The organism is Pseudomonas sp. Pdm06, assembly GCF_014851795.1.
In the GTDB taxonomy this organism is placed as follows: domain Bacteria; phylum Pseudomonadota; class Gammaproteobacteria; order Pseudomonadales; family Pseudomonadaceae; genus Aquipseudomonas; species Aquipseudomonas fluorescens_AA.
In genome coordinates this window covers 170015-194797 of the sequence record NZ_JACVAH010000017.1, presented here as the reverse complement: position 1 = coordinate 194797, position 24783 = coordinate 170015, and the positions used below count along the sequence as shown (strand labels likewise).

Sequence of the window (24783 nt, the reverse complement as noted above, 5' to 3'; positions counted from 1 at the left end):
CTCAGGCGTTGGTAATGCTGGCTCGCAAGCTTGCTCGGATCGTATTCGCTCTGCTGAAAGAGCAAAGCAAATACCAACCCAAAGCGGCTTGAGGGCTTCCCCTCAACCATAGAATCTCCCACAGGGGTCGTTGCGTGGCTGACATTCACACGGGCTGCAACTTCTTCTCGAACACCGCCACCCCTTCCAGATCCCGCAACACCACGCTCATCTCCCCGCTCGGCCCATCGATGTTCACCTCGCCAAAGAATTGATACCCGGCGAACGGCGAGGTGTTCTGGGCCGGGGGGGCTTTCTGGAATACCACCTCCGGGCCGAAGGTCTTGTCCAGGGCGTTGGGCCCGAAGCTGCCGGCGTTCAATGGCCCGGCGACGAACTCCCAGAACGGTTCGAAATCCTGGAACGCGGCGTGTTCGGGGTGGTAGTGATGGGCGGCGCAATAGTGGACGTCGGCGGTGAGCCAGACGTAGTTGCGCACCTGATGCTTGCGCAGGTAACCCAACAGTTCGGCGATTTCCAGTTCACGCCCCTGGGCCGCGCCCGGGTCACCGTTGGCGACCGCTTCCCAACGCGGCACGCCGGGGCTGACCTCGCCATCCGGCACCCCCAGGCCGATGGGCATGTCGGCGGCGATGACTTTCCATTGGGCACGGGACTGCTTCAACTCGCGCTTGAGCCAATTCAATTGCTCACGCCCCAAAAACGGTTTGGCCGCGCCGAGGTTGGCGTCGTTGGCTTCGCGGTAACTGCGCATGTCCAGCACGAACACATCCAGCAGCGGCCCGTAACCGAGCTTGCGGTAGATCCGCCCGCCGCCGTCGGCCTTCTGCCGGCGCATCGGCGCATATTCCAGCCAGGCCTGTCGCGCACGCCCCACCAGGCTGTGGATATCCTTGGTCTGGTAACGTTCGTCCAGTTGCTTGCCCGGCGACCAGTTGTTGACCACCTCATGGTCGTCCCACTGCCAGATCTGTGGCACTTCGGCATTGAAGCGGCGTACGTTTTCGTCCATCAGGTTGTAGCGATAGTTGCCGCGATACTCATCCAGGGTTTCGGCGACCTTGCTCTTGGCGTCGGTGGTGAGGTTGCGCCAGATGCGCCCACCCTCGGCGGTGATTTGCGCCGGCACCGGGCCGTCGGCGTAGATGGTGTCGCCGCTGTGGATAAAGAAATCCGGCAGGCGCAGGCGCATGGCTTCGTAGATGCGCATGCCGCCGATGTCCGGGTTGATTCCGAAACCCTGGCCGACGGTGTCGCCGCTCCAGACAAAACGAATGTTGCGCTTGAACTGCGGCACGCTGCGCAGGTGGCCGAGCCAGGGTTCGCTGGCAACCCCGCTTTGGGCGTCTTCGAAATGCACACGGTAGAAAATCGCCTGGTCGCGGGGCAGCCCGGTGAGTTCGACCCGGGCAGTGAAATCACTGCGGGCGTCGGCCATGGGCGAGACGAAGCGACGGGGATTGGTGAACTTGCTGCGGGTGTCCCACTCCACCACCATCCGCGCCGGACGGTCGCTGCAGCTCCAGATCATCGCCCGGTCGCCCTGCAAGTCGCCAGACTGCACACCGTCGGTGAGCACCGGACGATCCTTGACCGACGCCATCACCGCCGGCGCCAGCCCCGGTAACAATATCCCCGCCCCCACGGCTTGCATCACCCGACGACGGCCCAGGTCGAATTCGCTCATGGTGTTCTCCCTTGAAATGGGAAAACTTAAGCATGGCTGTGTGAAGTGGGTGTGACAGGGATTTTATGCCCGCCCAAAACCAACTGTGGGAGCGAGCTTGCTCGCGATGGCGGAGTGTCAGGCAACCCAGTTGTCGACTGATACACCGCTATCGCGAGCAAGCTCGCTCCCACAGGGGGATTTCATTGCTTCAAAGAAGCGATCAGGCCTTCGCCGGCTCCAACGCCATCTCCACCACCTCAGGCCGCTTGAGCAGCGCGTACGCCACTGCCGTCAGCAGGCTCCCCGCCACGATCGCCAGCAAGTACAACAACGCATGGTTGATGGCGTTGGGGATCAGCATCACGAACAGGCCGCCGTGGGGGGCCATGAGCTTGCAGCCGAAGTACATCGACAGCGCACCGGTCAGCGCACCGCCGGCGATACTCGCCGGGATCACCCGCAGCGGATCCTTGGCCGCGAACGGGATCGCGCCTTCGGAGATGAAGCACAGTCCCAGCACCAGTGCTGCTTTACCGGCCTCGCGCTCGGTCTGGGCAAATTTGCGCCGGGCGATGAACGTGGCGATGCCCAGGCCAATGGGCGGCACCATGCCGGCAGCCATGGCCGCGGCCATCGGTGCATAACTCTGCGAAGCCAGCAGCCCCACCGAAAACGCATAGGCGGCCTTGTTGATCGGTCCGCCGAGGTCGACGCACATCATCGCCCCCAGCAGCACGCCCAGCAGAATCGCATTGGTGGTGCCCATGCTGTCGAGGAAGTGGGTCAAGGCTTCGAGCATGCCCGCCACCGGTTTGCCGACGATGTAGATCATCACCAGACCGGTGAACAGGCTCGCCAGCAGCGGGATGATCAGGATCGGCTTGAGCGCTTCCAGGCTCTGGGGCAAGCGCGCGTAGCGGCTGATCGCCTTGGCCGCGTAACCGGCCAGGAAGCCGGCGATGATCCCGCCAATGAAGCCGGCGCCCAGGGTACTCGCGAGCATCCCGCCGATCATGCCGGGCGCCAGGCCTGGCCGGTCGGCGATGGAATAGGCGATGTAGCCGGCCAGCAGCGGCACCATCAATTTGAACGCGGTTTCGCCGCCGATCTGCATCAGCGCGGCCGCCAGGGTTCCAGGCTCCTTGAAGGCCTCGATGCCGAACACGAACGACAAGGCGATCATCAAACCACCGGCCACCACCATCGGCAGCATGAACGACACGCCCGTCAGCAGGTGCTTGTAGGCGCCGGTCTTCTCCGACTTGGCCGGGGCGCTGGCGCCGCTCGATGCACTTTCCTGGCGAGCTTCGACCAGCGCTTTGTTCAGCGTCGCTTCGGCCTGTTTCAAGGCGATGCCCGTGCCGCAACGGTAGATCTTCTTGCCGGCAAACCGCTCGGTGGCGACTTCAATGTCGGTCGCCAGCAGCACCACGTCCGCTTCGGCGATGGCCTCGGCGCTCAACGGATTGCGCGCCCCCACCGAACCCTGGGTTTCCACTTGCAGGTCGTAGCCCAGTTTCGTCGCCGCCTGCTGCAAGGCCTCGGCGGCCATGAAGGTATGGGCAACACCTGTTGGGCATGCGGTGATGGCGACCAGGCGCGGGGCACGCTCGGCCGACGCCGCTGGCGCTTGCGCGGACGCATCTGCCTCGCCCAGAACCTCAGCCTCTACGGCGCCACGACGCAGCACCGAATCAACGTCCTGGAGGGCCAGGGCCGGAGTGCTGCGGAACACCCGCTTGCCGACGAACCGCGACAGGTCCACCGGGCCGCTGGCGACCAGCAACACCCACTCCGCCGCTTCAAGGGTCGCCGCCGACAACTGGCGTTCCGGATGGGCCGCGTCATGGACCTCGACGCTGGTACTCCAACCCTGGCGCTGCGCCGCGGCGTCCAGCAGGCGGGCGCACAACACACTGGTAACCATGCCGTTCGGGCAGGCCGTCACAATGGCTAGTTTCATTCTTGCGAACCCTCTTATTGTTCTGTCAGGGGGCGCACGCGCACGCCCTGTTCAAGCGACGCCAGCACCGCGGTGTCGTGGATGCCAAAACCGATCTGCGTGACCGCCATGGCGGCGATGGCCGTGGCAGTGCGCAGTGTCTGTTCCGGGGTGTCGGCGCTGAGCAGGCCGTGGAGCATGCCCGCCAGCAGCGAATCCCCGGCGCCCACAGTACTGGCGACGCTGACCTTGGGCGGCGAGGCATGCAACGCCGCACCGACGCTGAACCAGTTCACGCCATCGGCACCGTGGGAAATCACCACATGCTCGATACCCTGGGCATGCAGGCGCTGCGCCGCTTGCGCCTGGGCCGCTTCGCTCACCACCTCGCACCCTAGCGCATCGGCCAGTTCCTCGGTGTTCGGCTTGATCAGCCACGGCCCCGCCGCCAGGGCAACGCGCAAGGCTTCGCCACTGGTGTCGAGGGCCACGTTCAGACCGAGTGCCTTCAAGCGAGCGATCAATGCCTGCAACCACTGCGGGCTGACGCCCCGGGGCAAGCTGCCCGCCACCACGACCACGTCGTGGCCGGGGGCGATCTGTTCCAGCCGCGCCAGCAAGGCCTGCTGTGCGCCGGCATCGACCACCGGGCCCGGCCCGTTGAGGTCAGTGATGCGCCCGTCCTGCTCGGCCAGCTTGATATTGCTGCGGGTCTCGCCGGGGACACGGATAAAGGCATCGACAAAACCCCGCTGGGCGAACAGCGTCTCGAACACCTGGGCATTGTCTTCGCCCAGAAAGCCACTGACCGTCAGCGTATGACCCAGATCGGCCAACACCTGGGCCACGTTCACGCCCTTGCCTGCGGCGTGGGCATGCATGGCGTCGCTGCGGTTGACCTGGCCCGGCTCCAGGCGCGCCAACTCTACCGTGAGGTCGAGCGCCGGGTTGAGGGTCAGGGTTAGAATCTTCGCCATTACAGCGCCTCCACTAATGCGCGCACGTCATCGGCGCTGCCCACGGCCAAGGCCGCTTGGGCCAGGGTTTGTACTTGCGCCAGGCTCAGTTCGCGAACCCGCGCCTTGACCTCGGCAATGCTACGGGCCGAGACACTCAGCTCGTCCACGCCCAGGCCCACCAGCACCGGCACCGCCAGCGGATCGGCCGCCAGCTCACCGCAGACACCGACCCATTTGCCATGGGCATGGGCGGCGCGCACGGTGATGTCGATCAGTTGCAGCACTGCCGGGTGCAAGCCATCGGCCTGGGCCGAAAGGGTCGGATGCCCACGGTCGATGGCCAGGGTGTATTGCGTCAGGTCATTGGTGCCGACGCTGAAGAAGTCGACTTCCTTGGCCAGCACCGGCGCGAGCAACGCGGCGGACGGCACTTCGATCATGATCCCCAGTTGCAGGTCCGCCACCGGGATTTCCAGGCGCAGACGCTCGGTCATGGCCCGGGCCTGGCGCCACTCATCGACGCTGCCCACCATCGGGAACATGATCCGCAGTGGACGGCTGTCCGCCGAGCGCAGCAAGGCCCGCAATTGCGCCTCCATGACTTGCGGGCGCTGCAAAGTCAGGCGAATGCCACGCACGCCGAGGAACGGGTTTTCTTCTTTCGCGATCGGCCAGTACGGCAGCGGCTTGTCGCCGCCCACATCGAGGGTGCGCACCACCAGCGGCCGCCCGGCCAGGCCATCGAGCACCTTGCGGTATTCGGCTTCCTGGGTCGCTTCGTCCGGCGCCTGGCTGTGGGCCATGAAAATCAGTTCGGTGCGCAACAGGCCAATGCCTTCGGCGCCCTGCTCCACCGCGCTGGCAACGCCGGCGCTTTCGCCAATGTTGGCGAACACTTCCACGGCATGCCCGTCACGGGTCTGCGCCGGTTCGTGGCGCTGCTCGGCCGCGACCTTGAGACGCTGTTCGCGGGTATCGCGCTCTTCCTTGGCGCGCTGCAACGTAGCGGCGTCAGGGTCCACGTGCAGGCGACCGCGCTGGCCATCCAGCAGCAAGGACGTGCCCGGCGCCAGCAGCAATACCGCCGCACCAGCGCCCACCAGCGCCGGAATGCCCAGGGCGCGGGCGACGATGGCGCTGTGGGCGGTGGCGCCGCCACGGGCGGTGAGAATCCCCGCCACACGGGTCGGGTCCAGGCGGGCCACGTCGGACGGGCCGACTTCGTCCATCACCAGGATGTAGGGTTGATCGGGTTCGTTCGGGGTTTCGACGCCACACAGTTGCGCCAGCACCCGACGGCCGACGTCTCGCAGATCGGCGGCCCGTTCGGCCAGCAAGGCATCCTGCAAGGCTTCCTGCTCTTTGGCGGCGGCTTCGATCACGCCCATCCACGCCGCTTGCGCACTCTCGCCCAACTTCAAGCGGGTGTCGACTTCGTCGGTCAGTTCCGGGTCGTCGAGCATTTCCTGGTGGGTGATGAAGATTTCGCGGATGGCCTTGGCCTTGGCGCGCTCGATCAGGCCCTGGATGTCGCGGCGCACCTGGTTCAAGGCGTTCTGCAGGCGCTCGCGCTCGATGGCCGCCGATTCACCGCGCAGCGGATAGTCGATGGCCTGCAATACCTGGATGTGGGCCGGGCCGATGGCGATGCCCGGGGCGGCGGCGACGGCCTGGATCAGGCTGCCGGATTCGGGCGCCAGCATGACGGTCGCGACCTCGGCCATCACGGTTTCCCGTGGTGCACTCGGTGGCGGCAGCGGTTCGACCTCTTCGCCCAGGCCCTCTTCGATGGCGGCCAGCAGTGCCGGCAACGCGTCGTTGGCAATGCTCGGTTCGGCGATGAACTCCAGGACCTGGCCGCGACGGGCGCCCAGGCTCAGCAGTTTGCTCAAGCTCTTGGCCGACACGGCGCTGTCTTGGCCGTCGACAATGCGCACGCGGATTTCGCCGTCGAAGCTTTTCGCCAACTGGGCGAGGATCTTCGCCGGGCGTGCATGCAGACCATGGGCGTTGGCCAGGCCGATGCGCGCGCTGGGCCAGTCGGCGGGCAATTCGCCGCCAAGCACTTCCAACACCTTGCGGCTGCTGGTGGCGCGGCCCAGTTCGTGGCCGCGGCCTTCGATCAGCAAGGCGCAGAGCCTTTCCAGCAAGGCCTGGTGGGCCTCACCGAGGCTGGCGAGGCAGAACAGTCCGCTCAACGGTTGGCCCAGGTAACGGATGGGTTTGTCCGGGGTGACGAACGCCAGGCCCGGGCGCTTGACGGTCTGCTCGCTGTGCAGCCACCACAAGCCATCGCCCAGGGGCAGCGCATCGACTTGCTGCAGCACGCCGGCAAAGCCGTTGCTCACGCAGTCGGCCTGGCGCAACAGGCGGGCGCCGCGCCATACCAATTCTTCAAAATCGTCAGCCGACACACCGAGGCCGATCATCTGGGCATCCAGGGCCAGTTCCTGCGGCGCACCTTGCAGCAGCTTCAGCAGCGCTTCGGCAGAACCGGCGCGGCGCAAGGCCTGGCCCAGGTCCGTCTCGCCGAGGGCGCGGGTCAGCAGTTGCAGCAGGCGCAGGTGTTCGTCGGACTTGGCGGCGATGCCGATGGCCAGGTAGACAATCTGACCATCGCCCCAGTCCACGCCTTCGGGGAATTGCAGCAGGCGCACGCCAGTGGAATAGACCAGGTCGCGGGTCTGCGGGGTGCCGTGGGGGATGGCAATACCTTGGCCAAGAAAGGTCGAACCTTGGGCTTCACGAGCCTGCAAGCCGGCGAGGTAACCCTCGGCTACCAGGCCATCGGCCACCAGTTTGTCAGCGAGCAGTTGCAGTGCAGCGTCTTTATCCACAGCCGTCTGCGCCATGGATATCTGCTCTAGAGTGAGCTCGAGCATGCTTTCTCCTTTTTGGCGTCCGGTTGGCGCCAGGTATTGTTTTGAATGAATCAGCTTAGCGTTACAGGAGGGCTTTTGGCGGTATCGCGGCAGCACGGCCAAAAATCCTGCTAGCCTTGAAAATACGCTTGCTGAAACGTTTAATCTAGAAAGATTGGCACGTTACTCGATAATCTCTCATCGTTGAAGTGCAACTTGTCGTAAGCGCTTGGGCGGTAACCGTCAGCTTGAATCGGGTAGGATGGCCCTTATCCTCGGGGCTAACTCGAAAAAACAAGGAAAACCGGGTTGAAACTCAGTGATATTGCTCAATTGGCCGGTGTGTCTGTAACCACCGCCAGCTATGTCATCAATGGCAAGGCCGAACAGCAACGCATCAGCAGCGCCACCGTCGAACGGGTGCGGGCGGTGGTCGAGGAACACGGCTTCACGCCCAACCCCCAGGCCGCCGGGCTGCGCAGCCGACACACCCGCACCCTGGGCTTCATCCTGCCAGACCTGGAAAACCCCAGTTACGCACGCATCGCCAAGTTGCTGGAACAAGGCGCACGGGCACGGGGCTATCAGTTGCTGATCGCCAGCTCCGACGATGCGCCCGACAGTGAAAGGCAACTGTTGCAATTGTTCCGCGCCCGGCGCTGCGATGCGCTGATCGTCGCCAGTTGCCTACCGGCCGGCGACGACAGCTACCAGCAGTTGCAGGCCAAGGGCATTCCGATCATCGCCATCGACCGAGTGATGGAGCCGGCGCATTTCTGCTCGGTAATCAGCGACGACCGCCAGGCCAGCCTGCACCTGACGCGCAGCCTGCTGGAGACCCACCCTCGGCAAATCGCCTTGATCGGCGCCCGTCCCGAGTTGAGCATCAGCCAGGAACGGGCCGCAGGTTTTCGCGAAGCCTTGGCCGGGTTCGAGGGCCAGGTGTTGATCGAGCATGGCGAGTCGTTCAGCCGTGAATGCGGCCGTCAGTTGATGGATGAAATGCTCGCGCGCCTGGGGCATCTGCCCGATGCGCTGATCACCACGTCCTATGTGCTGCTGCAAGGGGTGTTCGACGCCCTGCATGATTTCCCGCTCAAGTCGCGGCCATTGCGCCTGGGCACGTTTGGTGACACGCAGTTGCTGGATTTCCTGCCGCTGCCGGTCAATGCCATGTCCCAACAACATCAGTTGATTGCCGACAAGGCCCTGGAACTGGCCCTGGCAGCCATCGAAAACGATGACTACCAACCTGGCGTGCAGGCCATCGCGCGGACGTTCAAGCAGCGGATCCACCAGGGCTGACGTTTTCTCAGGATTGATGCATGGAGTTGATCGACACCCACACCCACCTGGACTTCCCGGACTTCGACGCGGACCGCCCGGCGCTGCTGGCCGAAAGCCGCGCCTTGGGCGTGCGGCAAATGGTGGTGCTGGGCGTGTACCGGGACAATTGGCAGCGGGTCTGGGACCTGGTGCAAAGCGACCCGGACCTGCATGCCGCCCTGGGCCTGCACCCGGTGTACCTCGACCAGCATCGACCCGACGACGTGGCGCTGTTGCGCGACTGGCTGAGCCGCCTGGCCGGGCACCGGCAATTGTGTGCAGTGGGCGAGATCGGCCTGGACTATTACATCGAGACCCTGGACCGTGACCGCCAGCAAGCGCTGTTCGAAGCGCAGCTGGAGCTGGCCGTGGAGTTCGAACTGCCGGCACTGATCCACGTGCGCCGCAGCCATGCCGCCGTGATCGCGACCCTCAAGCGCATCAACCCCACCCGGGCGGGGATCATCCATGCCTTCGCCGGCAGTTTTGAAGAGGCCCGCGAATACCTCAAGCTCGGCTTCAAGCTCGGCCTCGGCGGTGCGGCGACCTGGCCTCAGGCCCTGCGCATGCACCGGGTGCTGGCGAAACTGCCGCTGGATGCGGTGGTGCTGGAAACCGACTCACCGGACATGGCCCCAGCGATGTTCCCGGGGCAGCGCAACAGCCCGGCGCACTTGCCGGCGATTTGCGAGGCGCTGGCCGGGATCATGGCGGTGACACCCGAGCGACTGGCCGAGGCCAGCACCGCCAACGCCCGCGATTTGTTCAACTGGTAAAAAACCTGTGGGAGCGAGCTTGCTCGCGATAGCGGTGTATCAGTCGAAAAACAGGTCGCCTGACACTCCGCTATCGCGAGCGAGCTCGCTCCCACAATGGTCTACACCCGAAACGCATTGATCAGTTGCTTGAGCTGCACCACCTGGGCAGACAGCTCACGGCTGGCGTTTTCGGTCTGGTGCGCGCCTTCGGCCGTGCGTTCGCCGGCGCGGTTGATCTCGACGATGTTCTGGTCGATGTCATGGGCCACGGCCGTCTGCTGCTCCACGGCGGCGGCGATCTGCTGGTTCTGGTCGACGATCATGCCCACCGCACCGAGGATATTTTCCAAGGCCTGTTGGACCTGTTCCGATTGACCGACCGTGCCGCTGGCCATCTCATGACTGGTGCCCATCGCCTTGACGGCGGCACCGACACCGCCGTGCAGGCGGGTGATCATCGCTTCGATTTCTTCGGTCGATTGCTGGGTCCGCTTGGCCAGGGTCCGCACTTCATCGGCCACCACCGCAAAACCCCGACCCTGTTCACCGGCACGGGCGGCTTCGATGGCGGCATTGAGGGCCAGCAGGTTGGTCTGCTCGGCGATGCTCTTGATCACATCCAGCACGCGGCTGATGGCCTGGCTGTCGGTCGCCAGTTGGTTGATCACCTGCACCGACTGATCGATCTCACTGGCCAAGCGGGCGATGCTGCCCTGCTGCGACTCCACCAGCCCGCGCCCGCTGAGGGTCTCGTCGTTCACGCTGTGGGCACTGCTCACGGCAGCGGCGGCACTGCGGGCCACTTCCTGGGCCGTGGCCGACATCTGGTTCATCGCCGTGGCCACCAGTTCGATCTGGCTGCGCTGGCCGGCGACGGCCTGGTTGCTCTGGGCCGATACCGTTTCCACCTGCCCGGCCTGGCGTTCGACTTCCGCGACGGTGCGGCCGACCTGTTCGATCAGGTCATGGATCTTCGCCACCGTACCGTTGAACACTTCACCCAATTCGCCCAGTTCATCCTTGCTGCGCGCCACGAAATTGACCGTCATGTCCCCCGCCGCCACTTTGTCCATCATCTGGCCCAAGTGCTGGAGGGTGGTGCGGGTCGACGCGTAGAAGCCGGCGTACAGGTAAAAAATCAACAGGAACACTGCCACCAATGCCACGGCCTGCAGCACCATATGGCTACGATTCTGCTCAAGCCGCTGCTGCAACTGCACACCGAGAAAACCCTGGGTCGCTTCGTTCAGCCGATACGTCTGCTCCATCAGGCCGCTGACCTGCTCGAAGAACGCTGGCCACGGTGCATCGAGGGTGTCGGCCATCACCACTTGCTCCTCGATCAGCTCCGACGCTTTCTTGAGGCTGCTCTTGCTACCGTCGGCCTGGGCGCCAAGGGTTTGCCCGGCGGCCTTGCTGGAGCCGAGGGCGTCCTGCAGTTTCAGGTCGTACTCGCCCTGGAGCTTTTCGATCTGCGCCAGCAACTCGTCAAAGCGGGTGCTCGATGCCGAATTGAGAAACCCCAGCCCCAACGAGGACGCGCCCAGCGCCCGGCCATCGCCGAGGATCTGGGTGACCTTGGGGGTGGTACCGATGATCAATTCGCTGAGTTGGCGGATGTCGCTCTGGTTGTCGCGGCTCAGCCCCGCCTGGCTGGCGATGATCTGGCTGAACATCTGGGCGCTGTTGAGCAACTTGCCGATCAGCGCACTTTTGCTCTGCAGGGAGCTTTCCGCCTGCTGGGCCTTGAAAGCAGCGATCATCTCGTCGCGCTTGGCCTCGAAGGCACTGACCTGCTCGGGCTCGATGGCCATGGCGGTCATGCCTTGCAGGCGCGCGAGGACTTGTTGCTCCAGGCTGCCGATCTTCGCTTCGACATCACCAGCCTTGCCGGACTGGCCCAGGCTGGCGTTGATCTGCACCAGGTTGTTGAGGGTTTCCAGGTCCCGGCGCAGGGCCAGGCTGCTGCCCAGCAGGTCGAGGCTTTGCAGCTCCACTTGGGTGCCCTGGAATTCCCGATAGGAATCACGCACCAGAAAGAAATTGGTCACCAGCATGGGTAGCAGGAACAGCACGCTGATCAGGCTGAACTTCATGCCGAAGCTCAGGCGGTTCATCAGCGCGACGGCGGGCCAGAGCAAACTCTTCACAAGGAAGCCTCCCGGTAGTGTTCTTATTGTTATGAGCTCGCGCACGGAGACAGCAGAAAGCCACTATTCGGGCGCTGTCCCTGTATAGCCTAAATCGGCGGGGAGATTTGTAACTTAAGGTTAACGAGAAGGCCTGACACGGTTCAGCTGTGGTGAGGGGATTTATCTGTAGGAGCAGGGCTTTGTGGGCAAGCCTTGCTCCCACAGAATCCCTCGCCACAAGGAAATGTGTTGGTTGTTCTCAGGCCAACACCGTCCACAACGCAAACCCGGCATACCAGAGCACCGCCGCACGCAGCAGCAATTCCCACAGGCGGTCCAGGCTATTGATGCCATCCGGCCCGGCGACGGGCCTGGGGATTTCGCCAGCCACCAGGCCGACCTTGTCGATGAGGTCGGCGGCGCTGATGTTCCAGTTCAACAGCTCATGCAGCATGACCCGGCTGACCGCGACGAAATTGCCCACCAGGGCGAAGCTTGCCGCCAGCAACCGCACCGGCACCCAATCGAAGGCATGGCGCATTTGCGCGGCCCGCTCGGCCACGCCGGGGTTCTGGCTGTGCTCGGCGGCCAGCGCCAGCAGTCGATAGCTCATGGCCGCGACCGGGCCCAACACGAAGTACCAGAAAATCACCGCGAAAAAGCTCTGGTAGGCCTGCCACAACAAATGCCCCTGGACCCGCTCCAGCAATTGCTCTCCGTCATCGGCCTCAATCTCCAGGTCGCGCTTGGCCACATGGGCTGCCGCTTGCAGGTCCTCCCGACGCCAGGCGTCGCGAAACGGCCCGAGGGCGGCCAGCAGATCGCCGCGCCCCAGGCTGTAAATCACCACCAGCAAATGCACCGGCAGCGCCAGCAGACCGTAGGCCACTGGCTCCAGCACCCACAAAAGCAGCGCCAGCAGGGCCACAGGCAACAGGACCATTACCGTCAGCACCAGCCAGGGTCGGTTGACCCACCGTGGGCTCGCCTCGAGCTTGCTCAGCTCGAGCAGCCAACCACCGTCGCGCTGGACCCGCTGGCGCAAGGCCGAGAATTTCTCGATCCAGACGGCCAGCAGCAACACCAGAAAACTCATTGTCCTTCCCCTTCTATCAGGGCCGCGCGATAGCGCGCCCAGTCGAATGCCGGTCCCGGATCGGTCTTGCGCCCCGGTGCGATGTCGCTGTGCCCGCAGATACGCTGCACAGTGATCGCCCTGAACGCCGCTTGCAACTGCCGGGTCAGGTCCACCAATGCGACATATTGCGCGTCGGTGAACGGCAGATCATCCGTGCCCTCAAGCTCAATGCCCAGGGAAAAATCGTTACAGGTCTCACGCCCCTCGAAGCACGAGACGCCTGCATGCCACGCACGGTCCAGACAAGAGACAAATTGGGTCACGGCGCCGTCACGCTCGATCAGAAAATGCGCAGAAACCCGCAGGTCGGCGATACCGGCAAAGTAGGGATGTTCCGTGACATCCAGACGATTCTGGAAAAACTCCTGCACCTTGCCGGTGGCGAATTGTGCCGGGGGCAGGCTGATGTTGTGGATCACCAGCAGGGAAATTTCGCCCTCGGGGCGCCCATTGAAGTTGGGCGATGGGCAATGACGCACCCCCTCGCACCAACCGCTCGCGGAGTCCAACTGCATACAGGTTCCTTCGATGACGACGGTGAATGCCGTCAGTATGCCGTGATCGGACCGGGCTGCGCGATCACTTGCCGCGATTGAGCTGGCGCAGATTGCCCAGCACCGACTCCAGCGCCCGGTCGAACAACAGAGTGTCGTCCAACAGCCGCGCCGCGCCGCGACGAAACTCCAGGGCCAGGCTGGTACGGCTGTGCTCCAGCACCTTGAGGCCGGTGCGATTGACGAAGACGTATTTGCCCGTGGCCTCGATGATCGCCGCCAGTTTGCAACGCAGGGTATTGTCATCGTCCTCCTGGAACTCGACCCAGCTCCCCAGGTGCAACTGATCGACTTGCAGCAGGCCGACATCATCCGCCGGCAAATGCACCGCCACGCTCTCCACCGCCGTTTTTTGCGGGGGGCGCAGGACGATTTTTTCCAGCACCTCGACCATCGCCGGCGAATCGAACGGCGGGGCCTGTTCCGTTGCCTGGCCCGTGCGTTCGAGCGCCTGCACATGCAGGACTTCCAGCTCACTGAAAAACTCGCTGGTGGCGAACGGGTCGAACGCCGAACGGCTCAGGCCGTCACGCAGGGCCTTGAGCAGCTCCGGCACCATTGCCAGCAAACGCAGGCCGGCGTCGGGCTCGTCGTGAGGCTGGACGCTCCAGATCAATTGCTCCAGGGTCAGGACGTCGGCCTGCCACTCGGCGGAATACTTGCCGTGCTTGAAGCAGGTCAGCAGCAACACCTGGCTCCAGGCGTGTTGCACGAACTCCACCACGGCTTGCGGCAGGACTTTGCCCAGCATCACCTGGTTCAGCGCCCCTTCGACGCGCTGGCGCGCCAGTTCGGCCTTGGCCCGGCCCTCTTCGGCGTCACGGATACGTTGCTCAAGCAACTCGCTGCGTCGCCGCTCGTCACTGGTGAAGGCCAGGAAATCGGCCAGCAGCTCGGAGAAAATCGCCGGGTCATCGACGAAATCATTCAGCAGGCGCTGCACGACTTGTTCGATGCGCAAATACAGACTGTCGCGCTGATGATCGTCGCAATCGCCCCAGCCCATGGCGGCGGCCGCGATTTCGTTCAGCAGCCGCCGGGCCGGATGATTGCCGCGGCTGAAGAAGCTCTTGTCCTGCACCGCGACCTTGAGCATCGGGATCTGCAGGCGGCCGATCAGGGCCTTGAAGGAGTCTGGGAGGTTATGGTCGTCGAGGATGAATTCGAACATCATCGAGATCAGGTTGATCACGTCTTCATCGGCGCCTTCGACCACCCGGGACTTGCCACTCCTGACGCTGACCCGGGTCAACAGTTGTTCGAGCTGGCTACGCAGGTCGAATTCATCCTGCACGGCAGGCGCTGGGACGTACTGCTGCAAATGCGAGAGCAACCGCAGCAGGTCACGGGTCGAGATCGGCTGGGGCGACGCGCTGGCTTCCAGGGTCGGCGCCACACTGCCACGCACTTGCATCAACAGCTTCTGCAAGGCGGCGAACACTTCCTGCACGCTGTCGTCGACCTCGGCATCGCTGGGCTTGGCAGCGATTTCGGCGTTGGGCCTGGGGTTATCCTCGGAGCGATCCGACGCCCGGCGCGCCGGGGTCACCTTGAGCTCCGGCAAGATGCCCGTGGCGGCCAGCAACTGGTTGGCCTCGGTATAGAGCTGGTCGCACTCGCTGAGCACATAACGTTCGAAGAGCTTGAGCAGGATCAGCTTGACCTTGATGCCTACGCCCAGGTTACGCCCGGCCTGCAGGAACTTCTCGCACAGCAGTGCCGGGCTCAGGGGGTTGTACTGGTTGGCCAGCGGTCGGTCCAACAGCACACCGAGCCGGGCCGTCAGTTGCTCAAGCGACACGCCATCGCGCCTGAGCACCCGAGTGACCATGGCCTCGACCGCCAGATGACGTTCCAGCTCATCGTGGGAGCGCTGGGTCTGGCCGTCCGGCGCCAGGGCGGGCGCCAAGCTGGCGTGGGTCAGGTCGTACTGGGCCAGGCTGACGAAGGTCTCGAAAAACTGCTCGATGAACTCCCGTTCGATGCTTTTGCGCTTCAGGCGCAGGTCCCGCATGGCCTCGAAGTACAGGTTCTGCTCGACGTCGTCGCGCGCCCGGTCGGCCATTTCAAACAAAGTGTCGTCGGCGTTATCGAACAGCCCCTGCAAGCCCAGGCGCAACTGTTGGGCGGCCTTGTCGCGAACCTGAAGCAGAATCACAGGCAGGCGGGCGAGCGGCGAGCGATTCGCCTGATCGGTAGCCACCTTGTGCAAAGGCACTACATTCCCGTCGTTGTGCATCCTGGCCTCCTGAAACGGTTTTCGGTTCGCAACGTCAAAGCTATGACGTCAATCGAAAGGCGGATTATCGGGTAAAACAACCCTGTCGTACCAGCACACTCTGTGATCCAGCTCGAAATACGGCGCAATAAGTGACCGGGAAAATGAGGAAATGTTGCGAGGACGCGACCAAATGCAGGTTTCGACACCCTATAATCGGGCCACTTTGTTTGTGGAGCCCGTTATGCCGAATCTACGCCTCGCCGATCTGACCGCCGAAATCGAAGCCAACGTGCGCCGTGCGTTGCTTGAAGACATCGGCAGCGGCGACATCACCGCGCAACTGATCCCCGCCGAACGCCTGGCCAAGGCCACCATCATCACCCGCGACGCGGCGACCATCAGTGGCACGGCCTGGGTCGATGCCGTGTTCCGGCAACTGGATCCGCGTGTCGCGGTGCATTGGCAAGTGCACGACGGCGACCGGGTCAGCCCCAATCAGGCGCTGTTCCACTTGGAGGGCCCGGCCCGTTCGCTGCTGACCGGCGAACGCAGCGCCCTGAACTTCCTGCAAATGCTCTCGGGCGTCGCCACGCGGGCCCGTTACCTGGCCGACTTTGTCGCCGGGACCCAGGTCAAGCTGCTGGACACCCGCAAGACCCTGCCCGGCCTGCGCCTGGCCCAGAAGTACGCGGTCACCTGCGGTGGCTGCCATAACCACCGCATCGGCCTGTACGACGCTTTCCTGATCAAGGAAAACCACATCGCCGCCTGCGGCGGGATCGCCCAGGCCATCGCGGCCGCCCACAAGATCGCACCGGGCAAACCGGTGGAAATCGAAGTGGAAAGCCTGGCGGAGTTGAACGAAGCGCTGGCGGCCAACGCCGACATCATCATGCTCGACGAACTGAGCCTGGACGACATGCGTGAAGCCGTGCGCCTCAATGGCGGCAAGGCGAAGCTGGAGGCCAGCGGCGGGATCAACGAAAGCACGTTGCGCCCGATTGCCGAGACCGGGGTGGACTACATCTCGATCGGCGCGATGACCAAGGATGTGAAGGCGGTGGACCTGTCGATGCGCTTGAGCCTCTGACAACGAAAAACGCCAGCCTTGAACGGCTGGCGTTTTTTTCAGACCACCAGATTGTTCATCTCGCAGTACTCATCCCATTCCACACCCAGCACCTCGGCCGCTTCCTTGTGCAACGCAAGGCGCTGCACCTCGAATTCCTCAGGCGTGCTGGTGTACTTGAGCGTCAACTCCCAGGGTTGCAGCCCCTGGGCTTCGGCCTCGTCCTCGAATGCCCATTGGATCTGGTCTTTCTGATCGTCGGCGGACAAGTCCTTGATCTCTTCCAGCAACTGGGGCGCATCCAGCACGTACTTCTTCAGCGCTTCTTCGTGCCTGGCTTCCTGGGTCAATGCTTTAACAGTCATGGCGTTCTCGTTGATCTGGGGAATGGAAGATGGATCTGGATCATCAAGGATCTCTCTGACGCAAAAAACCGTGTGAAGCCCGGTTTATCTGGCCTTCAGAACCATTCGGGGATCATCTGAAAACTGCTGGGCGATGCACATGCAGGCAACGAATATAGGACGTTTTGCCGACGATTTACACGGTTCTTTACATCTATCCCACAAAAAAACCTGGGTAGAAGAAGCGCTGTGGGCTTTGGAACATCTGTCAAAATAACCAGTCATAGCCATGTGCCATGTCGGCACTTCACAAGGAACCCCAGTGATGCGCAGCTTTTCGAAACGCTCGTCAATCCAACTTGTCACCGCGACTTTGCTGCTTGGTAGCCTGACCTTGACTGACGTGACTCAAGCGGCGGTTGAAGTCTCCTCCGATGGGCCGTCTGACAACGATGCCATTCCCGCCCTTCACTATGACCAGTTCGATAAGTACAAGCTCGTCAAGACCGATGTCAGCGCCAGCCTCCTGGAAAGCCTGCCGAAAACCGTGAAAAGTAATGCTGACGAACTGGAAAACCAAAAGCGCACCCTCAGCGAGCAAGCTCGTCAGATCGAAGAACTCAAGCGCAACAGCGGCTCCAGCTCCACCTCCAGCAGCAAGGAGATTGACGAGCTCAAGCGCACCATCAAGGAACAGGAACGCGACCTGAACGACCTTGGCAAACAAGTGGAAGAACTCAAGCGCAATAGCGGCTCCAGTTCGAGTTCGAGCAACAGCGAGATTTCGTCCCTGAAACGGGAACTCAGCGATCAGGATCGAGAGATGGACCAGCTCAAACGCACGGTCGAGGAACTGAGCAGGAAGGTGAAATAACGAGGGGGGGAAAATCTTGCCCGAGACAGGAATCGAACCTGCGACCTTCGCGTTACGAGTGCGCTGCTCTACCGACTGAGCTACACGGGCGGTGGCTAAAACTAGCACCGTCTCCGGTGGCCAGGCAACCTGCCTGGCAGGGATTTTCGCCACACAGCAAAACGCCCCGAACCAGTCGGGGCGTTTGCTTGTTCAGCGGTCAGGCGATGGGGTGATTAAACGCCCGATGCCTTGGCTGCTGCGACGTCCTTGATGGACAGCTTGATACGGCCGCGGTTGTCGACGTCCAGTACCAGCACTTCCACTTCCTGGCCTTCCTTGAGGATGTCGGTCACTTTCTCGACGCGAGCATCGCTCAGCATGGAGATGTGAACCAGACCGTCCTTGCCCGGCAGGATGTTGACGAACGCGCCGAAGTCGACGATGCGTTCAACCTTGCCGACGTAGATCTTGCCGATCTCGGCTTCCGCGGTGATCCCCAGGACGCGCTGGCGTGCTGCTTCTGCCGCTTCCTTGGTTTCGCCGAAGATCTTGATCGAACCGTCGTCTTCGATGTCGATCGAAGCCTTGGTTTCTTCACAGATCGCACGGATGGTCGCGCCGCCTTTACCGATGACATCACGGATTTTGTCGGTGTCGATTTTCATCGCGATCATGGTCGGAGCGTTTTCCGACAGCTCGGTACGGGACTGACCGATGATCTGGTTCATCTGGCCGAGGATGTTCAGGCGCGCTTCCAGGGCCTGGCCCAGGGCGATTTCCATGATCTCTTCGGTGATGCCCTTGATCTTGATGTCCATCTGCAGTGCGGTGACACCCTTGGCGGTACCGGCCACTTTGAAGTCCATGTCGCCCAGGTGGTCTTCGTCACCCAGGATGTCGGTCAGGACAGCGAATTTCTCGCCTTCTTTCACAAGACCCATGGCGATACCGGCAACCGGTGCCTTCATCGGCACACCAGCGTCCATCAGGGCCAGGGAAGCGCCGCAGACCGAAGCCATGGAGCTGGAACCGTTGGACTCGGTGATTTCCGATACCACACGAATGGTGTACGGGAACACGTCAGCGGCTGGCAGCATGGCCTGGACCGAACGACGGGCCAGACGGCCGTGACCGATTTCGCGGCGACCGGCGCCACCCATGCGACCACACTCGCCCACCGAGAACGGCGGGAAGTTGTAGTGCAGCATGAACGGGTCTTTCTTTTCGCCTTCCAGGGTGTCCAGCAGTTGCGCGTCACGGGCGGTGCCCAGAGTGGCAACGACCAGGGCCTGGGTTTCGCCACGGGTGAACAGTGCCGAACCGTGGGTCTTTGGCAGGACGCCGACTTCGATGTTCAGCGGACGTACGGTGCGGGTGTCGCGACCGTCGATACGCGGCTTGCCGTTGACGATGTTTTCGCGAACGGTGCGGTATTCGATTTCACCGAAAGCCGCTTTCACTTCAGCGGAAGACGGCTGGCCTTCTTCACCGGACAGCTTGGCAACGACCTGGTCTTTCAGCTCGCCCAGGCGTGCATAACGGTCGGCCTTGACGGTGATGGTGTAGGCCTGGGAGATCGCTTCGCCGAACTCGGCACGGATCGCGCCCAGCAGCTCGGTGGCTTCGGCTTGCGGAGCCCAGGTCCAGGTTGGCTTGGCGGCTTCGGCAGCCAGTTCCTTGACGGCGTTGATCACCACCTGGAACTCGTCGTGGGCGAACAGCACGGCGCCCAGCATCTGGTCTTCGGTCAGCTCTTTGGCTTCGGATTCAACCATCAGCACGGCTTCGGAAGTACCGGCCACGACCATGTCCAGGCTCGAAGCCTTCAACTGCTCGTAGGTCGGGTTCAGCAGGTAGCCGGTGCTTTCGTGGAACGCGACGCGGGCAGCGCCGATCGGGCCATCGAAAGGAATACCGGAGATGGCCAGGGCAGCCGAGGTACCGATCATCGCAGCGATGTCCGGATCGGTTTTCTTGCTGGTGGACACGACGGTGCAGACAACCTGCACTTCGTTCATGAAGCCTTCTGGGAACAGCGGACGGATCGGACGGTCGATCAGTCGGGAAGTCAGGGTTTCTTTCTCGGAAGGACGGCCTTCGCGCTTGAAGAAACCGCCAGGGATCTTACCGGCAGCGTAAGTCTTTTCCTGGTAGTGGACAGACAGAGGGAAAAAGCCCTTGCCTGGATCGGCTTGCTTGGCACCGACAACGGTCACCAATACGCTGACGTCGTCGTCAACGGTGACCAGCACTGCGCCGGAGGCCTGACGGGCGATACGGCCAGTCTCGAGGGTAACGGTCGACTGACCGAACTGGAATTTTTTGATTACCGGGTTCACGGTGTCCTACCTTCTTTGTGGCTCTTGGGGAACTTGTCTTCTTGCGAAATTCTTGGGCAATGACGGGAATCGGCCCGACGCCTGTCCAGGGTAAAGCGTGTATCCAGATAAAACTTGAGGCTGGGAGCCTGCCATGCGCCAGCGGGAAACCCACTGACGCACGACAGACCACCAACCTCTAGCGCAATCGCTTATTAGCGACGCAGACCCAGGCGAGCGATCAGAGCGCTGTAACGGCTCACGTCCTTGCCTTTCAGGTAGTCCAGCAGCTTACGACGCTGGTTTACCATGCGGATCAGACCACGACGGGAGTGGTGATCCTTACCGTTGGCCTTGAAGTGACCTTGCAGTTTGTTGATGTTGGCGGTCAGCAGTGCAACTTGCACTTCTGGCGAACCAGTGTCACCAACAGCTTGCTGGTAGTCAGCTACGATTTGAGCTTTTTCTTGAACGTCGAGAGCCATGAGGCAATCCTTTTAGTCAGGAAACTGTTCCGAGGAAACAGCTTCAACAGGCCAGGGACAAATCCCTGTATCTATAAATGAGTAGTGACCGTGCCTGTTAACAGCCACACTCGCCAACCTGCTGTTACGCAGGCTGGTTCCGGTCATTCCGACCGAATCAGTCGACGCGGCGCAATGCGCCCGTCTTCGCTCACTTCACCGATACCGATGAAACGACCGTTGTGATCCTGTACCCGGACCATGCCGAACTTCGGCGCATCCGGGGCGCGTACCGGCTGGCCGTTGAGCCAGTAGAACGCACTGTGTTCCGAGAACTGCAAGAGCGGCCAATCCAGCAACCCGCTGTCCGATGGCATCAGGAAACGGTCGACCGCTTCGTTGCCGCCTTCGGCATGCACCGCTTCGAGCTCTTCCAGCGTGACCGTCTGGGCCAACGTGAAAGGTCCGGCCTGGGTCCGTCGCAATTCTGCCACGTACGCGCCACAGCCGAGCTGCTCGCCGATATCCTCCACCAGGGTCCGGATATAGGTGCCCTTGCTGCAATCCACGGCCAGCCGCGCAGTATTACCGTCAAAGGCCAGCAATTCCAAGCGCGCAATAGTAACAGAACGCGGTTCGCGCTCCACTACTTCGCCTGCACGGGCCAGTTTATACAACGGCTGCCCATCACGCTTCAAAGCGGAGTACATCGGCGGTATCTGGCTGATTGGCCCGCGAAAACCCGGCAAGACCGCTTCGATATCCGCCTGACCAACGGTCACCGGGCGTTCCAGCAAAACCTCACCTTCGGCATCCGCCGTGGTGGTGGTCTTGCCCAGTTGCGCCAGGGTTTCATAACCCTTGTCGGAATCGAGCAGGTACTGGGAGAACTTGGTCGCCTCGCCAAAGCACAGCGGCAGCACGCCGGTGGCCAGCGGATCGAGGCTACCGGTGTGCCCGGCCTTTTCAGCATTGAGCAGCCAGCGAACCTTCTGCAACGCCGCGTTAGAGGTGAACCCCAGCGGCTTGTCGAGCAGGATGATACCGCTGACGTTACGACGGATACGTTTGACCTGAGCCACCGATTACTCCTTGGTGTCTTCGGGGTCAGCCGCAACCGGGTGCTGGCTGTCTTGCGCCACGGCGCGCTCGATCAGTGCCGACAGATGCGCACCCCGTGCGACGCTTTCGTCGTAGTGGAAGTGCAACTGTGGGACGCTGCGCAGCTTCATCTCCCGGGCCAGCTGCATACGCAGGAAGCCGGCGGCCGAGTTGAGCACCTTGATGCTCTGGGCGATTTCTTCGGCGCTGTCCTGCCCCATCACGGTGATGAAGATCTTGGCGTGACCGACGTCACGGCTGACTTCCACTGCGGTGATGGTGACCAGGCCGACGCGCGGGTCTTTGACTTCGCGACGGATCAGCTGGGCCAGCTCGCGCTGCATCTGATCGCCGATTCGTTGGGTACGGCTGTATTCTTTTGCCATGTCTTGTTACCTGTTACTGCCCCACGGTGAAACCCGCGAGGTCTGAAAGCGGCAAACGCCCGGCCTGGCAAAAGCCAGACCGGGCGTTGCGTTTAGAGTCCGCCAGCCAGGCAGTGCATGTTCATGCGGCTGCCCGGTGCGGCTCTTGAAGTGCGCGAGTTAGAGGCTGCGAGCAACCTGGACCTTCTCGAAGACTTCGATCTTGTCGCCGACCTTGACGTCGTTGTAGCTCTTGACGCCAATACCGCACTCCATGCCGGCACGTACTTCGGAAGCGTCATCCTTGAAGCGGCGCAGGGATTCCAGCTCGCCTTCGAAGATCACGATGTCTTCACGCAGTACACGGATCGGACGGTTACGGTGAACGACACCCTCGATCACCATGCAACCGGCGATGGCGCCAAACTTCGGCGAACGGAACACGTCGCGAACTTCGGCCACGCCCAGGATGTTCTCCCGCACGTCGCTGCCCAGCATACCGGTCAACGCTTTCTTGACGTCTTCGATGATGTCGTAGATCACGTTGTAGTAACGCATATCCAGGCCTTCCTGCTCGACGATCTTGCGAGCGCCGGCATCGGCACGCACGTTGAAGCCGAACAGTACAGCGTTGGAAGCCAGTGCCAGGTTGGCGTCGGATTCGGTGATACCACCGACACCGCCGCCGACCACACGCACTTGCACTTCGTCGTTACCCAGGCCATTCAAGGCGCCGTTCAACGCTTCGAGCGAACCACGGACGTCGGATTTGAGGACGATGTTGAGCGTCTTCTTCTCTTCCTGACCCATGTTCTCGAAGATGTTTTCCAGCTTGCCGGCGTGAGCACGAGCCAGTTTGACTTCGCGGAACTTGCCTTGACGGAACAGAGCCACTTCACGGGCTTTCTTCTCGTCAGCCACAACGCTCATCTCGTCGCCAGCATCCGGGGTGCCGTCCAGGCCGAGGATCTCGACCGGGATAGCCGGACCGGCTTCCTTGATGGACTTGCCGTTCTCGTCGAGCATGGCGCGCACGCGGCCATAGTTCGAGCCGACCAGCACCATGTCGCCTTGACGCAAGGTACCGTCCTGGACCAGGACAGTCGCAACCGGGCCACGGCCCTTGTCGAGACGGGATTCAACAACCACACCACGGCCAGGAGCCGAAGGCGTAGCGGTGAGTTCCAGAACCTCGGCTTGCAACAGAACGGCTTCGAGCAGTTCGTCAACGCCGGTACCCATCTTCGCCGAGACCGGAACGAATGGAGTGTCGCCACCCCACTCTTCGGAGGTCACGCCGTGGACCGACAGTTCGCTGCGGATGCGATCGAGATCGGCGCCCGGCTTGTCGATCTTGTTCACTGCAACCACCAGCGGCACGCCAGCTGCCTGGGCATGCTGAACGGCTTCGATGGTTTGCGGCATGACGCCGTCGTCCGCTGCAACCACCAGGATCACGATGTCGGTCGCCTTGGCACCACGGGCACGCATCGCGGTAAACGCGGCGTGACCTGGGGTGTCGAGGAACGTCACCATGCCGCGGTCGGTTTCAACGTGGTAGGCGCCGATGTGCTGGGTAATACCGCCAGCCTCACCTGCTGCTACCTTCGCACGACGGATATAGTCGAGCAGGGAGGTTTTACCGTGGTCGACGTGGCCCATTACGGTCACGACCGGCGCACGGGAAACCGCCTCACCTTCAAACTTCAGGGACTCGGCCAGGGAATCTTCCAGGGCGGTGTCGCTGACCAGGGTCACTTTGTGGCCCAGCTCTTCAGCAACCAGTTGGGCAGTTTCCTGGTCCAGTACCTGGTTGATGGTGGCTGGCGTACCCAGCTTGAACATGAACTTGATGATTTCAGCAGCCTTGACCGACATCTGCTGGGCCAGATCGCCCACAGTGATGGTCTCGCCGATCTTCACTTCACGCACGACAGGGCCGGTAGGGCTCTGGAAACCGTGGGCGTTGCGTTTCTTCAGCTTGGCCTTGCCGCGACCGCCGCGACGGAAGCCATCGCTTTCCTCGTCGGTGGTACGTGGCGCAACACGAGGTGCTGGTGCCTTTTCCTTGACCGACGCACGATGAGGCGCGTTCTTGCGCTCGCCATCGCCACTGCCACGACGGTTGTCGTCGGCACGTGGCTTGTCTGGACGACGCTGTTCATCGCGCTTGCGAGTATCGGCCGGAGCCGGCGCTGGTGCCACGACTGGCGCCGCTTCGCGCACAGGTTCGGCGACCGGGGCAACAGCCTCGACGGCTTCTACCGGAGCGGTTTGCGCAGCAGCAGGCTGGCGGCGCGCTTCTTCTTCGGCGCGACGCTTGGCTTCTTCTTCAGCCTTCTGACGAGCAGCATTTTCTACTGCGCGACGTTCTTCCTGTTCGCGTTTGCGCTCGGCTTCGATTTCTTCCGGGCTGCGTTGTACGAAGACTTTCTTCTTGCGTACTTCAACGCTGATGCTTTTGCTACCGGCAACACGCAGGGTGCTGGTGGTTTTACGCTGCAGAGTGATCTTGCGCGGTTCTTCCACTTTAGCCTTGTGACTGCTCTTCAAGTGAGTCAGCAGGGACTGCTTCTCACTGTCGGTCACATGTTCCTCGGCGGCGGTGTGCGGCAGACCTGCCTCACGCATCTGCTGCAACAGGCGCTCTACCGGTGTTTTGACCTCATCGGCCAGTTGTTTCACCGTGACTTGCGTCATGCACTT

18 protein-coding genes, 1 tRNA gene and 1 pseudogene are annotated in these 24783 nt (G+C 62.4%); 5 read left to right on the top strand and 15 right to left on the bottom strand.

The features are described 5' to 3' along the window. A pseudogene (locus IB266_RS30795) lies at positions 1-92 on the top strand (IS110 family transposase); the annotation flags it as partial. Positions 93-145: 53 nt separating this feature from the next. On the opposite strand, the gene IB266_RS24980 reads toward IB266_RS30795, so the two are convergent. The 4 genes from IB266_RS24980 to ptsP form a co-directional block, all read right to left on the bottom strand. Beyond that, positions 146-1687 carry an alkaline phosphatase D family protein gene (locus IB266_RS24980; protein WP_192263081.1) on the bottom strand — a complete coding sequence of 514 codons (1542 nt, stop codon included), beginning with the start codon at positions 1685-1687 and terminating at the stop codon, positions 146-148. A 202-nt stretch (positions 1688-1889) separates the two neighbouring features. Next, the gene (locus tag IB266_RS24975; protein ID WP_192263079.1) at positions 1890-3632 is read right to left on the bottom strand and encodes a PTS fructose-like transporter subunit IIB; all 1743 of its coding nucleotides are present in this window, start codon (positions 3630-3632) and stop codon (positions 1890-1892) included. Between the two features lie 14 nt (positions 3633-3646). Then, on the bottom strand, positions 3647-4588 hold the full coding sequence (gene pfkB, locus IB266_RS24970) for a 1-phosphofructokinase (protein WP_192263078.1): 942 nt from the start codon (positions 4586-4588) through the stop codon (positions 3647-3649). Then, the gene (gene ptsP / locus IB266_RS24965; RefSeq protein ID WP_192263076.1) at positions 4588-7452 is read right to left on the bottom strand and encodes a phosphoenolpyruvate--protein phosphotransferase; all 2865 of its coding nucleotides are present in this window, start codon (positions 7450-7452) and stop codon (positions 4588-4590) included. Before ptsP ends, pfkB begins: the two co-directional genes overlap by 1 nt. Positions 7453-7740: 288 nt before the next feature. On the opposite strand from ptsP, the gene cra reads away from it, so the two are divergent. Then, complete coding sequence (gene cra / locus IB266_RS24960) at positions 7741-8736, top strand: catabolite repressor/activator (RefSeq protein ID WP_060739206.1); 996 nt, start codon at positions 7741-7743, stop codon at positions 8734-8736. A gap of 20 nt (positions 8737-8756) precedes the next feature. Next, positions 8757-9533, top strand: a complete 777-nt coding sequence (locus IB266_RS24955) for a TatD family hydrolase (protein ID WP_192263074.1) — start codon at positions 8757-8759, stop codon at positions 9531-9533. Positions 9534-9634: 101 nt separating this feature from the next. On the opposite strand, the gene IB266_RS31275 is transcribed toward IB266_RS24955, so the two are convergent. The 4 genes from IB266_RS31275 to IB266_RS24935 form a co-directional block, all read right to left on the bottom strand. Beyond that, positions 9635-10339, bottom strand: coding sequence for a methyl-accepting chemotaxis protein (locus IB266_RS31275; RefSeq protein WP_404942926.1), 705 nt, complete (start codon positions 10337-10339; stop codon positions 9635-9637). A 1567-nt stretch (positions 10340-11906) separates the two neighbouring features. Then, complete coding sequence (gene ampE / locus IB266_RS24945) at positions 11907-12743, bottom strand: regulatory signaling modulator protein AmpE (RefSeq protein WP_192263070.1); 837 nt, start codon at positions 12741-12743, stop codon at positions 11907-11909. Continuing rightward, positions 12740-13300: a 1,6-anhydro-N-acetylmuramyl-L-alanine amidase AmpD gene (gene ampD, locus IB266_RS24940; protein WP_192263068.1), complete on the bottom strand. Its 561-nt coding sequence runs from the start codon at positions 13298-13300 to the stop codon at positions 12740-12742. The genes ampE and ampD overlap by 4 nt, the downstream gene beginning before the upstream one ends. 64 nt (positions 13301-13364) lie before the next feature. Continuing rightward, on the bottom strand, positions 13365-15578 hold the full coding sequence (locus tag IB266_RS24935) for a DUF1631 domain-containing protein (protein ID WP_192263067.1): 2214 nt from the start codon (positions 15576-15578) through the stop codon (positions 13365-13367). Positions 15579-15801: 223 nt separating this feature from the next. Here IB266_RS24935 and nadC point away from each other — a divergent pair, with 223 nt between their 5' ends. Then, complete coding sequence (gene nadC / locus IB266_RS24930) at positions 15802-16650, top strand: carboxylating nicotinate-nucleotide diphosphorylase (RefSeq protein WP_192263065.1); 849 nt, start codon at positions 15802-15804, stop codon at positions 16648-16650. 38 nt (positions 16651-16688) lie between these two features. Here nadC and IB266_RS24925 read toward each other — a convergent pair whose 3' ends face one another. Next, positions 16689-16994, bottom strand: a complete 306-nt coding sequence (locus IB266_RS24925; RefSeq protein ID WP_192263063.1) for a DUF6388 family protein — start codon at positions 16992-16994, stop codon at positions 16689-16691. Positions 16995-17298: 304 nt separating this feature from the next. On the opposite strand from IB266_RS24925, the gene IB266_RS24920 reads away from it, so the two are divergent. Further along, positions 17299-17847: a hypothetical protein gene (locus IB266_RS24920; protein ID WP_192263085.1), complete on the top strand. Its 549-nt coding sequence runs from the start codon at positions 17299-17301 to the stop codon at positions 17845-17847. A 17-nt stretch (positions 17848-17864) separates the two neighbouring features. Here the strand turns inward: IB266_RS24920 and IB266_RS24915 are convergent. The 6 genes from IB266_RS24915 to infB form a co-directional block, all read right to left on the bottom strand. Then, a tRNA-Thr gene (locus IB266_RS24915) sits at positions 17865-17937 on the bottom strand. Positions 17938-18062: 125 nt separating this feature from the next. Beyond that, positions 18063-20168: a polyribonucleotide nucleotidyltransferase gene (gene pnp / locus IB266_RS24910; RefSeq protein WP_060739215.1), complete on the bottom strand. Its 2106-nt coding sequence runs from the start codon at positions 20166-20168 to the stop codon at positions 18063-18065. 194 nt (positions 20169-20362) lie between these two features. Next, positions 20363-20632 carry a 30S ribosomal protein S15 gene (rpsO, locus tag IB266_RS24905; RefSeq protein ID WP_011332409.1) on the bottom strand — a complete coding sequence of 90 codons (270 nt, stop codon included), beginning with the start codon at positions 20630-20632 and terminating at the stop codon, positions 20363-20365. 143 nt (positions 20633-20775) lie between these two features. Continuing rightward, the gene (gene truB, locus IB266_RS24900) at positions 20776-21693 is read right to left on the bottom strand and encodes a tRNA pseudouridine(55) synthase TruB (RefSeq protein ID WP_192263061.1); all 918 of its coding nucleotides are present in this window, start codon (positions 21691-21693) and stop codon (positions 20776-20778) included. 3 nt (positions 21694-21696) lie between these two features. Then, complete coding sequence (gene rbfA, locus IB266_RS24895) at positions 21697-22098, bottom strand: 30S ribosome-binding factor RbfA (RefSeq protein WP_060739217.1); 402 nt, start codon at positions 22096-22098, stop codon at positions 21697-21699. Between the two features lie 159 nt (positions 22099-22257). Further along, positions 22258-24777 (bottom strand): translation initiation factor IF-2, encoded by a 2520-nt coding sequence (infB, locus tag IB266_RS24890; RefSeq protein WP_060739218.1) that lies wholly within the window; start codon positions 24775-24777, stop codon positions 22258-22260. Positions 24778-24783 lie beyond the last annotated feature (6 nt).

Excerpts from the sequence above, each read along its gene's own strand:
- IB266_RS24935 (WP_192263067.1), bottom strand. The coding sequence starts at position 15,578 with ATGCACAACGACGGGAATGTAGTGCCTTTGCACAAGGTGGCTACCGAT.
- rpsO (WP_011332409.1), bottom strand. The coding sequence starts at position 20,632 with ATGGCTCTCGACGTTCAAGAAAAAGCTCAAATCGTAGCTGACTACCAG.
- ampD (WP_192263068.1), bottom strand. The coding sequence starts at position 13,300 with ATGCAGTTGGACTCCGCGAGCGGTTGGTGCGAGGGGGTGCGTCATTGC.
- IB266_RS24920 (WP_192263085.1), top strand. The coding sequence starts at position 17,299 with ATGCGCAGCTTTTCGAAACGCTCGTCAATCCAACTTGTCACCGCGACT.
- IB266_RS31275 (WP_404942926.1), bottom strand. The coding sequence starts at position 10,339 with ATGTCGGCCACGGCCCAGGAAGTGGCCCGCAGTGCCGCCGCTGCCGTG.
- pfkB (WP_192263078.1), bottom strand. The coding sequence starts at position 4,588 with ATGGCGAAGATTCTAACCCTGACCCTCAACCCGGCGCTCGACCTCACG.
- IB266_RS24975 (WP_192263079.1), bottom strand. The coding sequence starts at position 3,632 with ATGAAACTAGCCATTGTGACGGCCTGCCCGAACGGCATGGTTACCAGT.
- IB266_RS24980 (WP_192263081.1), bottom strand. The coding sequence starts at position 1,687 with ATGAGCGAATTCGACCTGGGCCGTCGTCGGGTGATGCAAGCCGTGGGG.
- ampE (WP_192263070.1), bottom strand. The coding sequence starts at position 12,743 with ATGAGTTTTCTGGTGTTGCTGCTGGCCGTCTGGATCGAGAAATTCTCG.
- nadC (WP_192263065.1), top strand. The coding sequence starts at position 15,802 with ATGCCGAATCTACGCCTCGCCGATCTGACCGCCGAAATCGAAGCCAAC.
- IB266_RS24955 (WP_192263074.1), top strand. The coding sequence starts at position 8,757 with ATGGAGTTGATCGACACCCACACCCACCTGGACTTCCCGGACTTCGAC.
- rbfA (WP_060739217.1), bottom strand. The coding sequence starts at position 22,098 with ATGGCAAAAGAATACAGCCGTACCCAACGAATCGGCGATCAGATGCAG.
- ptsP (WP_192263076.1), bottom strand. The coding sequence starts at position 7,452 with ATGCTCGAGCTCACTCTAGAGCAGATATCCATGGCGCAGACGGCTGTG.
- IB266_RS24925 (WP_192263063.1), bottom strand. The coding sequence starts at position 16,994 with ATGACTGTTAAAGCATTGACCCAGGAAGCCAGGCACGAAGAAGCGCTG.
- infB (WP_060739218.1), bottom strand. The coding sequence starts at position 24,777 with ATGACGCAAGTCACGGTGAAACAACTGGCCGATGAGGTCAAAACACCG.